Below are 13,232 nucleotides of genomic sequence, written 5' to 3' on the forward strand. Positions count from 1 at the left end.
ACCTGTGTACGGATTCCCGATAACTTGGGAATCCGCTGGAAGCTTTCTGGATGAGCAGTCTGCTCATCATATTTATGCAGTAATTGAGATTCCCTCTTAAGCAAGTCCTCAACACTTGTGTATCGATGCGAAAAGGAAATTAAAGAGGGCGACATGCGAGGCAATTGCCCCGTCGCCATGCTCTTTTTGTGCCTGTGCGTAACGTTCTGGAGGGGCTCTCGTAGAGCCTGGGGAGGTTCACTGATATGTTGTACGATAAATCTCTTGAGAGAGATAACTGTGGTTTCGGCCTGATCGCCCACATAGAAGGCGAACCTAGCCACAAGGTAGTGCGTACCGCTATTCACGCACTGGCCCGAATGCAGCACCGCGGCGCGATCCTCGCCGACGGCAAAACCGGTGATGGTTGTGGCCTGCTGCTGCAAAAACCCGATCGTTTTTTCCGTATCGTTGCGGAAGAACGCGGCTGGCGCTTAGCCAAAAACTACGCTGTTGGTATGTTGTTCCTGAACCAGGATCCCGAAAAAGCCAACGCGTCGCGCCGTATTGTAGAAGAAGAACTTCAACGCGAAACCCTGTCGATTGTCGGCTGGCGCGATGTGCCAACCAACGAAGGGGTGCTCGGTGAAATCGCCCTCTCCTCGCTGCCTCGTATCGAGCAAATTTTTGTTAACGCCCCTGCGGGCTGGCGTCCGCGCGATATGGAGCGCCGCCTGTTTATCGCCCGTCGCCGCATCGAAAAGCGCCTGCAGGAAGATAAAGAGTTCTACGTATGTAGCCTCTCGAATCTGGTGAACATCTATAAAGGTCTGTGTATGCCGGCGGATCTGCCGCGCTTCTACCTGGACCTGGCGGATCTGCGTCTGGAATCGGCAATTTGCCTGTTCCACCAACGCTTCTCCACCAACACCGTACCGCGCTGGCCGCTGGCGCAGCCGTTCCGCTACCTGGCGCACAACGGTGAAATCAACACCATTACCGGTAACCGCCAGTGGGCGCGTGCGCGTACTTACAAATTCCAGACGCCGCTGATCCCGGATCTGCATGACGCCGCGCCATTCGTCAATGAAACCGGCTCCGACTCCAGCTCCATGGATAACATGCTCGAACTGCTGCTGGCTGGCGGGATGGATATTGTGCGCGCCATGCGTTTACTGGTGCCGCCAGCATGGCAGAACAACCCGGAGATGGATCCGGACCTGCGCAGCTTCTTTGACTTTAACTCCATGCATATGGAGCCGTGGGACGGCCCGGCGGGCATCGTGATGTCCGATGGTCGTTTCGCCGCCTGTAACCTCGACCGTAACGGCCTGCGCCCGGCGCGCTACGTCATCACCAAAGACAAGCTGATCACCTGTGCCTCTGAAGTGGGAATTTGGGATTACCAGCCGGACGAAGTGGTCGAGAAAGGCCGCGTTGGCCCTGGCGAGCTGATGGTTATCGATACCCGCGGTGGACGCATTCTGCACTCCGCTGAAACCGATGACGATCTGAAAAGCCGCCACCCGTACAAAGAGTGGATGGAGAAAAACGTCCGCCGTCTGGTGCCGTTCGAAGATCTGCCGGATGAAGAAGTCGGCATGCGCGAAATGGACGACGACCTGCTGACAAGCTACCAGAAACAGTTTAATTACAGCTTCGAAGAGCTCGATTCAGTGATTCGTGTGCTGGGCGAAAACGGCCAGGAAGCGGTCGGCTCAATGGGTGATGACACGCCATTTGCCGTGCTTTCCAGCCAGCCGCGCATCATTTATGACTACTTCCGCCAGCAGTTCGCGCAGGTCACCAACCCGCCTATCGATCCGCTGCGTGAAGCACACGTGATGTCGCTGGCGACCAGCATTGGCCGCGAGATGAACGTCTTCTGCGAAGCGGAAGGCCAGGCACACCGTTTGAGCTTTAAATCGCCGATCCTGCTGTTCTCTGATTTCAAACAGCTAACGACGATGAAAGAGGAACACTATCGCGCTGATACGCTCGATATCACCTTCGACGTCACCGAAACCACGCTGGAAGAGACCATCAAAGCACTGTGCGATAAAGCCGAGCAGATGGTGCGTAACGGCACGGTTCTGCTGGTGCTCTCTGACCGTAATATCGCCAAAAACCGTCTGCCGGTTCCGGCACCGATGGCCGTTGGCGCGATTCAGACCCGTCTGGTGGATAAGAGTCTGCGCTGTGACGCCAACATTATTGTCGAAACCGCAAGTGCGCGTGATCCGCACCACTTCGCGGTGCTGCTGGGCTTCGGTGCGACGGCAATCTACCCGTACCTGGCATATGAGACGCTGGCGAAACTGGTGGACAGCAAAGCCATCGAAAAAGATTACCGCACGGTGATGCTGAACTACCGTAACGGCATCAACAAAGGGCTGTACAAGATCATGTCCAAAATGGGCATTTCGACTATCGCCTCTTACCGCTGTTCGAAACTGTTTGAAGCCGTCGGCCTGCACGATGATGTTTCCGGGCTGTGCTTCCAGGGCGTGGTCAGCCGTATCGGCGGAGCCGGTTTTGCTGACTTCCAGCAGGATCTGCTGAACCTTTCCAAACGCGCATGGCTGGCACGTAAGCCGCTGGAGCAAGGTGGTTTGCTGAAGTATGTCCACGGCGGTGAGTACCACGCGTACAACCCGGATGTGGTGCGCACGCTGCAACAGGCGGTACAAAGCGGCGAATACAGCGATTATCAGCAATACGCGAAGCTGGTGAACGAGCGCCCGGCGGCAACGTTGCGCGATTTGCTGGCGATTACGCCGAATGGCGAAGCGGTGAGCCTGAAAGATGTTGAACCGGCGACGGAGCTGTTTAAACGCTTCGATACCGCAGCGATGTCCATCGGCGCCCTGAGCCCGGAAGCGCACGAAGCACTGGCGGAAGCGATGAACAGCCTCGGCGGGTTCTCCAACTCCGGCGAAGGCGGCGAAGATCCGGCGCGTTACGGCACCAATAAAGTGTCACGCATCAAACAGGTGGCCTCTGGTCGTTTCGGCGTTACGCCTGCGTACCTGGTCAACGCGGATGTTATTCAGATCAAAGTGGCTCAGGGGGCAAAACCGGGCGAAGGCGGTCAGTTACCGGGTGATAAAGTCACGCCGTATATCGCTAAACTGCGCTACTCCGTACCTGGCGTTACGCTGATCTCCCCGCCGCCGCACCACGATATTTACTCTATCGAGGATCTGGCGCAGCTGATTTTCGACCTGAAACAGGTCAACCCGAAAGCGATGATCTCCGTCAAACTGGTTTCCGAACCGGGCGTTGGCACCATCGCAACCGGTGTGGCGAAAGCCTACGCTGACCTTATCACTATCGCTGGTTACGACGGTGGTACCGGTGCAAGCCCGCTCTCTTCGGTGAAATATGCCGGTTGTCCGTGGGAACTTGGCCTGGTAGAAACCCAACAGGCGCTGGTGGCTAACGGCCTGCGTCATAAGATTCGTTTGCAGGTGGATGGCGGTCTGAAAACCGGCCAGGACATCATCAAGGCGGCGATTCTGGGTGCGGAAAGCTTTGGCTTCGGTACCGGCCCGATGGTGGCGCTGGGCTGTAAATATCTGCGAATTTGTCACCTGAACAACTGCGCGACGGGTGTTGCAACTCAGGATGAGAAGCTGCGTAAAAACCATTATCACGGTCTGCCGTTCAAAGTGACTAACTACTTTGAATTTATCGCCCGTGAAACCCGCGAGCTGATGGCACAACTGGGCGTGAAACGTCTGGTGGATTTGATTGGCCGCACCGATCTGCTCAAAGAGCTGGATGGCTTTACCGCCAAGCAGCAAAAACTGGATCTGTCGAAACTGCTGGAAACGGCAGAACCGCATCCGGGCAAAGCGCTGTACTGCACCGAGCACAACCCGCCGTTTGATAATGGCGTGCTGAATGCGCAGTTGCTGCAACAGGCGAAACCGTTTGTCGATGAGAAGCAGAGCAAAACCTTCTGGTTCGATATTCGCAACACCGATCGTTCCGTCGGCGCGCTGTTGTCGGGTTATATCGCACAATCACATGGCGATCAGGGGCTGGCGGCAGATCCGATCAAAGCGCACTTTAGCGGTACCGCAGGCCAGAGCTTCGGCGTGTGGAACGCAGGCGGCGTGGAGCTCTATCTGACTGGCGACGCTAACGACTACGTGGGTAAAGGTATGGCTGGCGGCTTGCTGGCGGTACGTCCACCGGTTGGTTCTGCTTTCCGCAGCCACGAAGCGAGCATTATTGGTAACACCTGCCTGTATGGCGCAACCGGCGGTCGTCTGTACGCCGCAGGCCGTGCGGGTGAGCGTTTCGCGGTACGTAACTCTGGCGCTATCACCGTGGTGGAAGGTATCGGCGATAACGGCTGTGAATACATGACCGGCGGTATCGTCTGCGTATTGGGTCGAACCGGTGTTAACTTTGGAGCGGGGATGACGGGCGGCTTCGCCTATGTGCTGGATGAAGATGGTGAATTCCGTAAACGCGTGAACCCGGAGCTGGTGGAAGTGCTGAGCGTCGATGACCTCGCCATCCATGAAGAGCACCTGCGCGGTCTTATCACCGAGCATGTGCAGCATACCGGTTCGCAGCGCGGCGAAGAGATCCTGGCGAACTGGCCAGCCTTCTCCAGCAAATTCGCGCTGGTTAAGCCGAAGTCCAGCGATGTGAAAGCACTGTTGGGTCATCGTAGTCGTAGCGCAGCAGAGCTGCGTGTGCAGGCGCAGTAAGGGGTAGCAATGAGTCAGAACGTATACCAGTTTATCGACTTGCAGCGCGTTGATCCGCCAAAGAAAGCGCTGAAGATCCGTAAAATTGAATTTGTTGAAATCTATGAGCCGTTTTCAGAAGGCCAGGCCAAAGCACAGGCAGATCGCTGCCTCTCCTGCGGCAACCCTTACTGTGAGTGGAAATGCCCGGTCCATAACTACATCCCGAACTGGCTGAAGCTGGCAAATGAGGGGCGTATTTTTGAAGCGGCTGAACTGTCGCATCAAACCAACACCTTGCCGGAAGTGTGCGGCCGCGTTTGCCCGCAAGACCGGTTGTGTGAAGGTTCCTGTACGCTGAACGACGAGTTTGGCGCGGTAACCATCGGCAACATTGAACGCTATATCAATGATAAAGCGTTCGAAATGGGCTGGCGCCCGGATTTGACCGGCGTGAAACAGACCGATAAACGTGTGGCGATTATTGGTGCCGGTCCGGCAGGCCTGGCCTGTGCCGATGTACTGACCCGTAACGGCGTGAAAGCGGTGGTGTTCGATCGTCACCCGGAGATCGGCGGCCTGCTGACCTTTGGTATTCCGGCCTTTAAGCTGGAAAAAGAAGTGATGACCCGCCGTCGTGAAATTTTCACCGGTATGGGTATTGAGTTCAAACTCAACACCGAAGTGGGTCGCGACGTACAGATTGACGATTTGCTGAAAGAGTACGATGCGGTGTTTCTTGGCGTCGGGACTTATCAGTCGATGCGTGGCGGACTGGAAAATGAAGACGCGAACGGCGTGTTTGATGCACTGCCGTTCCTCATCGCCAACACCAAGCAGATTATGGGCTTCGGTGAAACGCCGGAAGAACCGTATGTCAGCATGGAAGGCAAACGTGTTGTGGTGCTTGGCGGTGGCGATACCGCGATGGACTGTGTGCGTACGTCAGTGCGCCAGGGCGCGACGCACGTTATCTGTGCCTATCGCCGTGACGAAGAGAACATGCCAGGTTCGAAACGCGAAGTGAAAAACGCGCGCGAAGAGGGCGTGGAGTTCCAGTTCAACGTGCAGCCGCTGGGCATTGAAATCAATGCCAACGGTAAAGTGTGCGGCGTGAAGATGGCACGCACCGAAATGGGCGCGCCGGATGCGAAAGGCCGTCGTCGTGCGGAAATTGTTGCCGGTTCTGAACATGTGGTTCCGGCCGACGCGGTTGTTATGGCGTTTGGTTTCCGCCCGCACAGCATGGAGTGGCTGGCGAAACACAGCGTTGAGCTGGATTCGCAGGGTCGCGTTATTGCGCCAGAGGGCAGCGAAAATGCGTTCCAGACCAGCAATCCAAAAATCTTTGCTGGCGGCGACATCGTGCGTGGCTCCGATTTGGTGGTAACGGCGATTGCCGAAGGCCGTAAGGCGGCGGACGGCATCCTGAACTACCTCGAAGTGTAATATCCATGTAGCGACCAAAAAGGAGGCTTCGGCCTCCTTTTTTATGCGCATGTTAAACACAAAAAAAAGCAGAACCATCAGGTTCTGCTTTCCAGGTTACTTCACCACACGCAGCGATGGACGCCCACCGCGCGGCGGCGGATCGTCATCAGGGCTGTTATCGTGATCGTCTTCGTGATCGGGTTTATCACCGTCGATAACCGACATCACCGTCTCGCTTTCCTGCGCTGAAGTATGGTCGTCATCGTTCAGGTTGACAACCTCTTCATCGTACGCGGCTTCCGGTTCAAACATCGTACCGGCGCCGTTTTCACGGGCATAAACCGCCAGCACGGCAGCCATTGGCACTTCAACCTGACGCGGCACGCCGCCGAAGCGCGCGTTGAAACGCACTTCGTCATTCGCCAGTTCCAGGTTGCCAACCGCACGCGGCGCAATGTTCAACACGATCTGCCCGTCACGCGCATACTCCATCGGCACGCGTACGCCCGGCAACGTCACATCAACAACCAGATGCGGCGTAAGCTGGTTATCCAGCAGCCATTCGTAGAAGGCCCGCAGTAAATACGGACGGCGTGGAGACAGTTGTGACAAATCCATGCAATTAACCCCGGCCCAGGCGCATTTCGCGCTCGGCTTCTGTCAGAGAGGCAAGGAAGGAATCACGTTCGAAAACGCGCGTCATATACCCTTTCAGCTCTTTCGCACCGGCACCGCTCAGCTCGATACCCAGTACCGGCAGACGCCACAGCAGCGGTGCGAGGTAGCAGTCAACCAGGCTGAACTCGTCGTTCAGGAAGTACGGTTTCTGGGTGAACAGCGGGCCAATCGCCAACAGCTCTTCACGCAGCTGTTTACGCGCCGCGTCCGCCTGTGCGCCACTGCTGTTCTGGATGGTATTCATCAGCGAATACCAGTCCTTCTCAATACGATGCATGTACAGACGGCTCTCACCACGTGCCACCGGGTAAACCGGCATTAACGGCGGGTGCGGGAAACGCTCGTCCAGATATTCCATAATGATGCGTGATTCCCACAGGGTGAGTTCACGATCTACAAGTGTCGGTACGCTTTGATTCGGGTTGAGGTCAATCAGATCCTGAGGAGGATTATCCTTTTCCACGTGCTCAATTTCGAAGCTGACACCTTTTTCGGCCAGCACGATACGGACCTGATGGCTATAGATGTCCACAGGACCAGAAAACAGCGTCATTACCGAACGTTTGTTGGCAGCGACAGCCATGAAAACCTCCAGGTATATATTCAGAATTTACTGCTACCGGACTTAATCGACCGGTCAGATGTTGAGTTAACTACCCGCGCGTACTGTCACTCTCGTTGTAAGGCAAACAAAAAATGAACAATCCCAGCCATTTGGGCAGAAAATTGGATGATAGTTTACCAGATTTTGCGGGCTTTGTGGTGAGGGGATTCTGGAAATGCTGAAAAAGAAGAGATAATCAATGGATTGCTGTGGATAACACGATCTTTATCCATAAAAAAACCCGGTTCGCACCGGGTTTTTTCGCCAATCGTTCTGCCGAAGCAGAAACCAATTAACGTTTGGAGAACTGCGGACGACGACGTGCTTTGCGCAGACCGACTTTTTTACGTTCAACCTGACGCGCGTCACGAGTGACGAAGCCAGCTTTACGCAGTTCGGAACGCAGGGACTCGTCGTACTCCATCAGAGCGCGGGTGATACCGTGACGGATCGCACCAGCCTGACCGGAGATACCACCACCTTTAACGGTGATGTACAGGTCCAATTTTTCAACCATGTCGACCAGTTCCAGCGGCTGACGAACTACCATGCGGGCAGTTTCACGACCAAAGTACTGTTCCAGCGAACGCTGGTTGATTACGATTTTACCGTTGCCCGGTTTGATAAACACGCGAGCGGCGGAGCTTTTGCGGCGACCAGTGCCGTAGTATTGATTTTCAGCCATTGCCTATAATCCCGATTAGATGTCAAGAACTTGCGGTTGCTGTGCCGCGTGGTTGTGCTCGTTGCCAGCGTAAACTTTCAGTTTACGGTACATAGCACGACCCAGCGGGCCTTTTGGCAGCATGCCTTTAACCGCGATTTCAATCACACGCTCAGGACGGCGAGCAATCATCTCTTCAAAGGTCGCTTCTTTGATACCACCGATGTGGCCGGTGTGGTGGTAATACACTTTGTCTTCGCGCTTGTTGCCGGTTACAGCAACTTTTTCTGCGTTCAGAACGATGATGTAATCACCCGTATCAACGTGCGGAGTGTATTCCGCTTTATGCTTACCGCGCAGGCGACGAGCCAGTTCGGAAGCCAGACGGCCCAGAGTTTTACCGGTCGCGTCAACAACATACCAGTCGCGTTTTACGGTTTCTGGTTTAGCTGTAAAAGTTTTCATTAAAAGCTTACCCAAATAATTAGTTACACGTTGGTGAACACCCAAACGTTTAGTCAGTTGAGGTTCACACGACATTGTCCAGCAAACCTACCCCTTCGAATAGCCTATGCCGGCGCAGAGAAAGTTTCGGGAAAAAAACCTTCTTGTAACGTGGGGTCGCAGGATTATAGAGAAGTCGGGGTCAAAGATCGACCCCTTTTCGTGATTTGACGCAGGTTTTGTCGCCCTCTGGCAATAAAAGAAGGCAAGGCCGCATCAGGGCATATGTGCGCGTTTCAGATATTCTTCGCTCTGCATCTCTTGCAAGCGAGATAAACAGCGCTGGAACTCAAACTTCAGTCGCTCCCCCTGATAGATGTCATGCAACGCTGCCGCTGCGCTAACCACCAGCTTGACGTGACGCTCGTAGAACTCATCCACCAACGCGATAAACCGCCGCGCTTCGCTCTCCATCAGCGGCGTCATCACCGGCACATCAAATAACATCACCGTATGAAAGAGCCGTGAAAGCGCAATGTAGTCATGCTGGCTGCGGGCATCCACGCAGAGGGTTGAAAACGATACCGCCAGCGTCTGGTTTTCCACACCCAGCGTGGGCAATGGTCGATGATTAATCTCTAATTCCGGTGCGTTTTGTCGTGCCGCACCCGCCAACGCCAGCCACAATTTGTCCATCTGCTGAGTAGTACTGGCATCTAACGGCGTTAACCACAGGTGCGCCTGCGTCAGTGTCCGCAGGCGGTAATCCACACCCGCATCGACATTCATGACGTCGCAAAACTGCTTAATAGCGTCGATAGCGGGTAAAAACCGCGCCCGCTGCAAACCGTTACGGTACAGCTCATCCGGCGGAATGTTCGATGTCGCCACCAGCGTGATACCACGTGCGAACAGCGCTTTCATCAGCCCGCCCAACAGCATGGCATCCGTGATATCCGAGACAAAAAACTCGTCAAAGCACAGCACATCGGTTTCGGCTTTAAAGCGGTCGGCCACGATTTCCAGCGGATCGCTTTGCCCCTGCAACGAGGTCAGCTCTTCATGGACACGCAGCATAAAGCGGTGAAAGTGCAGACGCTGTTTACGCTCGCCGGGCAGACTTTGATAGAACATGTCCATCAGCCAGGTTTTTCCCCGCCCGACGCCGCCCCACATATAGAGGCCACGCACGGGTGCGGCTTCTTTAGGCTCACGTTTGCCGAGCAGCTTGCCAAATTTCGCCATCAAGCCGCCACGTTGCGGCGCGGCGGGTGCGCTGCGGTTAATTAAAGCCTGGTAAATGACATCCAGCCGTGAGACGGCTTCTTTTTGCACATCATCCGGTTGATGGCTACCCTCGTTCAGGGCATTTAAATATCGCGATGTTGGGGAAAGGCTCTGCATGGTGTTGTTGTTATTCCTTGAAAATCGATCCGCCCCCACAGGGTTGACGAAAAAAAGGCCGTTCTACACTACGCGATGCTGCGTCAGGATTCCACTTCTGCACGATTAGCGGTTATAGTGGCACAATCAGGCGCAGGCAGGAGCTTGCAGCCCACACCCTACGGAATCAAAAAACAACGGGAGAAGTTCATGACCTGGGAATATGCGCTAATTGGGTTGGTTGTCGGCATTATTATTGGTGCCGTGGGTATGCGTTTCGGAAACCGCAAATTGCGCCAACAGCAGGCCTTGCAGTATGAGCTGGAAAAAAACAAAGCGGAACTCGAAGAGTATCGCGAAGAGCTGGTAAGCCACTTTGCCCGCAGCGCTGAGCTGCTGGATAACATGGCGCACGATTACCGCCAGCTTTATCAGCATATGGCGAAAAGTTCGTCCAGCCTGCTGCCGGAAATGTCTGCGGAAGAGAACCCGTTCCGCAACCGTCTGGCTGAATCCGAAGCCAGCAACGATCAGGCACCGGTGCAGATCCCGCGTGACTATTCTGAAGGTGCTTCCGGCCTGCTGCGCGGCGGCGCCAGCCGTAAATAATCGAACACATCTTAAATATTTACGGGCGCGCTCCTTGCGCCCGTCCCTTCTTGCGCATCGCAGCTATTATTTAGTCATTCACCTCATTGTTACCCGGTTGAAATTTCAATAACATCAAACTGTTTTGGGGCGTCATTCCTTCCACTTCAGGTTACGAGAGCCAGCATCAATGAAGAAACAAACCCAGCTGTTGAGTGCATTTGCGTTAAGTGTCGGGTTAACTCTCTCGGCACCCTTTCAGACCCTTGCGGCAATGCCGTCACAAGTCCCTGGTCAGGGAGCGTTACCCAGCCTCGCGCCGGTGCTGGAAAAGGTTCTGCCAGCGGTTGTTAGCGTGCAGGTAGAAGGCACGGCGGTACAAGGTCAGAAAGTCCCTGAAGAGCTGAAAAAATATTTCGGCGAAGAGATGCCGGATCAACCCCAGCAGCAGCCTCAGCCGTTTGAAGGTCTTGGCTCCGGGGTGATTATCGACGCCGCCAAAGGTTACGTGCTGACCAATAACCACGTGATTAACCAGGCACAAAAAATCAATGTGCAGTTAAATGACGGACGCGAATTCGAAGCCAAATTGATTGGCGGGGACGACCAGAGCGACATCGCGCTGCTGCAATTACAAAATGCGAGCAATCTGACGCAAATTGCCATCGCCGATTCCGATCAACTGCGCGTTGGCGACTTCGTTATTGCCGTCGGCAACCCCTTCGGCCTGGGTCAAACCGCCACATCCGGGATTGTCTCTGCGCTCGGTCGCAGCGGCCTGAATCTTGAAGGGCTTGAAAACTTTATCCAGACCGATGCTTCCATTAATCGTGGCAACTCCGGCGGCGCGCTGCTCAACCTGAACGGTGAACTTATCGGCATTAACACAGCGATACTCGCACCGGGCGGCGGTAGCGTCGGCATCGGCTTCGCGATCCCAAGTAACATGGCGCAAACCCTCTCTCGCCAGTTGATTCAGTTTGGTGAAATCAAACGCGGTCTGCTGGGCATTAAAGGCACCGAAATGAGCGCGGATATCGCCAAAGCCTTTAACCTGAACGTGCAGCGCGGCGCATTTGTCAGTGAAGTGTTGCCGAATTCGGGTTCGGCGAAAGCAGGGATCAAATCGGGTGATGTGATTGTTAGCCTGAACGGTAAGCCCCTGAGCAGCTTCGCTGAACTGCGTTCGCGTATTGCGACCACCGAACCAGGTGCCAAAGTGAAGTTAGGCCTGTTACGCGATGGTAAACCAATGGATGTTGAAGTGACGCTTGATAAAAGCACCTCATCTTCCGCCAGCGCCGAACTGATCTCTCCATCGCTGCAAGGAGCGGAGTTGAGCGATGGCCAGTTGAAAGATGGCACCAAAGGCATCACCGTTGGTAATGTGGAAAAAGGCAGCGCCGCCGCGCAGGCTGGCCTGCATAAAGATGATGTGATCATTGGTGTTAACCGCGATCGTGTTCAGTCGATTGCTGAAATGCGCAAAGTGCTGGAAGCGAAACCTTCCGTTATGGCACTGCATATCGTGCGGGGCAACGACAGTATCTATCTGCTGCTGCGCTAAGTCATTCTGCCGCCGGACATCACCGCCCACGTGTGATGTCCGGATAACTCATGTTATGCTGCTGCCGTTCTCCTTTTAATGACTATCCCATCATGTATGTGAAGCTTTTACGTTCCGTGGCAATCGGTTTGGTCGTCGGTGGTCTGATCATCGCCGCCATGCCTTCGCTGCGTAAAAACATTCCGCTCGCGACGCCGCAAATCGACAGCGCCGATGAAACGCCTGCCAGCTATAACCCGGCAGTTCGTCGCGCAGCACCTGCGGTCGTGAACGTCTATAACCGTAGCCTGAATAGCTCCACCCATGATCGCCTCGAAATACGTACGCTCGGTTCCGGCGTCATCATGGATCAACGCGGCTATATCATCACCAACAAACATGTGATCAACGATGCGGACCAAATCATTGTCGCGCTGCAGGATGGTCGGGTGTTTGAAGCGTTACTGGTGGGCTCGGATACGTTGACTGATCTTGCGGTATTGAAGATTAATGCGAACGGCGGCTTGCCGGTGATCCCCATCAACACAAAGCGCACACCGCATATCGGCGATGTGGTGCTGGCGATCGGCAACCCGTATAACCTTGGTCAAACGACGACCCAGGGGATTATCAGCGCCACAGGTCGTATCGGTTTGAATCCCAGCGGGCGGCAAAACTTTTTGCAGACCGATGCTTCCATTAACCACGGTAATTCCGGCGGCGCGCTGGTGAATTCGCTGGGCGAACTGATGGGTATCAACACCCTGTCGTTTGATAAAAGTAATGACGGCGAAACGCCGGAAGGTATCGGATTCGCCATTCCCTTCCAGCTGGCGACCAAAATCATGGATAAGTTGATCCGTGATGGCCGCGTGATCCGTGGCTATATTGGCATTGGCGGCAGGGAGATCGCGCCGTTGCATACTCAGGGCGGCGGAATCGATCCGATCCAGGGGATTGTCGTTAACGAAGTCTCGCCGGATGGCCCGGCGGCACGCGCGGGGATTCAGGTCAATGATGTGATCACCTCGGTGAACGGGAAACCGGCGGTTTCTGCCCTCGAAACCATGGATCAAGTGGCGGAAATCCGTCCTGGCTCTGAAATTCCGGTCGAGGTGATGCGCGACGACAAAAAACTCACCTTCAAAGTCACGATTCAGGAATACCCGGCGACCAACTAAGTGCCATAAAAAAACCGGAGCAACAAGC

General features: G+C 54.8%; 10 protein-coding genes. 5 read left to right on the plus strand and 5 right to left on the minus strand.

Features of this window, described 5'->3' with window-relative positions; translation table 11 throughout:
- The first annotated feature begins 245 nt into the window (after positions 1-245).
- Both gltB and M8Q36_RS03305 read left to right on the plus strand, forming a co-directional pair.
- Positions 246-4,706 (plus strand): glutamate synthase large subunit, encoded by a 4,461-nt coding sequence (gene gltB / locus M8Q36_RS03300; protein ID WP_249880019.1) that lies wholly within the window; start codon positions 246-248, stop codon positions 4,704-4,706.
- Between the two features lie 9 nt (positions 4,707-4,715).
- Complete coding sequence (locus M8Q36_RS03305) at positions 4,716-6,134, plus strand: glutamate synthase small subunit (RefSeq protein ID WP_249880020.1); 1,419 nt, start codon at positions 4,716-4,718, stop codon at positions 6,132-6,134.
- A gap of 96 nt (positions 6,135-6,230) precedes the next feature.
- On the opposite strand, the gene sspB is transcribed toward M8Q36_RS03305, so the two are convergent.
- The 5 genes from sspB to zapE form a co-directional block, all read right to left on the minus strand.
- Positions 6,231-6,734 (minus strand): ClpXP protease specificity-enhancing factor, encoded by a 504-nt coding sequence (gene sspB, locus M8Q36_RS03310; RefSeq protein WP_249880021.1) that lies wholly within the window; start codon positions 6,732-6,734, stop codon positions 6,231-6,233.
- A gap of 4 nt (positions 6,735-6,738) precedes the next feature.
- Positions 6,739-7,377 carry a stringent starvation protein SspA gene (sspA, locus tag M8Q36_RS03315; RefSeq protein ID WP_017457310.1) on the minus strand — a complete coding sequence of 213 codons (639 nt, stop codon included), beginning with the start codon at positions 7,375-7,377 and terminating at the stop codon, positions 6,739-6,741.
- Between the two features lie 313 nt (positions 7,378-7,690).
- Positions 7,691-8,083, minus strand: a complete 393-nt coding sequence (rpsI, locus tag M8Q36_RS03320; RefSeq protein WP_000829818.1) for a 30S ribosomal protein S9 — start codon at positions 8,081-8,083, stop codon at positions 7,691-7,693.
- A 15-nt stretch (positions 8,084-8,098) separates the two neighbouring features.
- Positions 8,099-8,527 (minus strand): 50S ribosomal protein L13, encoded by a 429-nt coding sequence (rplM, locus tag M8Q36_RS03325; protein WP_249880022.1) that lies wholly within the window; start codon positions 8,525-8,527, stop codon positions 8,099-8,101.
- Between the two features lie 255 nt (positions 8,528-8,782).
- A complete protein-coding gene (gene zapE / locus M8Q36_RS03330) occupies positions 8,783-9,910 on the minus strand; it encodes a cell division protein ZapE (protein ID WP_249880023.1) in 1,128 nt (375 codons plus the stop codon).
- A 189-nt stretch (positions 9,911-10,099) separates the two neighbouring features.
- On the opposite strand from zapE, the gene zapG reads away from it, so the two are divergent.
- From zapG to degS, 3 genes are all read left to right on the plus strand, one after another.
- A complete protein-coding gene (gene zapG, locus M8Q36_RS03335; protein ID WP_017457307.1) occupies positions 10,100-10,498 on the plus strand; it encodes a Z-ring associated protein ZapG in 399 nt (132 codons plus the stop codon).
- Positions 10,499-10,667: 169 nt separating this feature from the next.
- On the plus strand, positions 10,668-12,044 hold the full coding sequence (degQ, locus tag M8Q36_RS03340; RefSeq protein ID WP_097405969.1) for a serine endoprotease DegQ: 1,377 nt from the start codon (positions 10,668-10,670) through the stop codon (positions 12,042-12,044).
- Between the two features lie 92 nt (positions 12,045-12,136).
- Positions 12,137-13,204 carry an outer membrane-stress sensor serine endopeptidase DegS gene (degS, locus tag M8Q36_RS03345; protein WP_020455456.1) on the plus strand — a complete coding sequence of 356 codons (1,068 nt, stop codon included), beginning with the start codon at positions 12,137-12,139 and terminating at the stop codon, positions 13,202-13,204.
- Positions 13,205-13,232 lie beyond the last annotated feature (28 nt).

The sequence above is a fragment of the Kosakonia sp. R1.Fl genome, from assembly GCF_023516815.1.
GTDB lineage: Bacteria > Pseudomonadota > Gammaproteobacteria > Enterobacterales > Enterobacteriaceae > Kosakonia.

Coding starts and splice junctions, on each gene's coding strand:
- sspB (WP_249880021.1), bottom strand. CDS start 6,734: ATGGATTTGTCACAACTGTCTCCACGCCGTCCGTATTTACTGCGGGCC.
- zapE (WP_249880023.1), bottom strand. CDS start 9,910: ATGCAGAGCCTTTCCCCAACATCGCGATATTTAAATGCCCTGAACGAG.
- M8Q36_RS03305 (WP_249880020.1), top strand. CDS start 4,716: ATGAGTCAGAACGTATACCAGTTTATCGACTTGCAGCGCGTTGATCCG.
- sspA (WP_017457310.1), bottom strand. CDS start 7,377: ATGGCTGTCGCTGCCAACAAACGTTCGGTAATGACGCTGTTTTCTGGT.
- degS (WP_020455456.1), top strand. CDS start 12,137: ATGTATGTGAAGCTTTTACGTTCCGTGGCAATCGGTTTGGTCGTCGGT.
- zapG (WP_017457307.1), top strand. CDS start 10,100: ATGACCTGGGAATATGCGCTAATTGGGTTGGTTGTCGGCATTATTATT.
- gltB (WP_249880019.1), top strand. CDS start 246: ATGTTGTACGATAAATCTCTTGAGAGAGATAACTGTGGTTTCGGCCTG.
- degQ (WP_097405969.1), top strand. CDS start 10,668: ATGAAGAAACAAACCCAGCTGTTGAGTGCATTTGCGTTAAGTGTCGGG.
- rpsI (WP_000829818.1), bottom strand. CDS start 8,083: ATGGCTGAAAATCAATACTACGGCACTGGTCGCCGCAAAAGCTCCGCC.
- rplM (WP_249880022.1), bottom strand. CDS start 8,527: ATGAAAACTTTTACAGCTAAACCAGAAACCGTAAAACGCGACTGGTAT.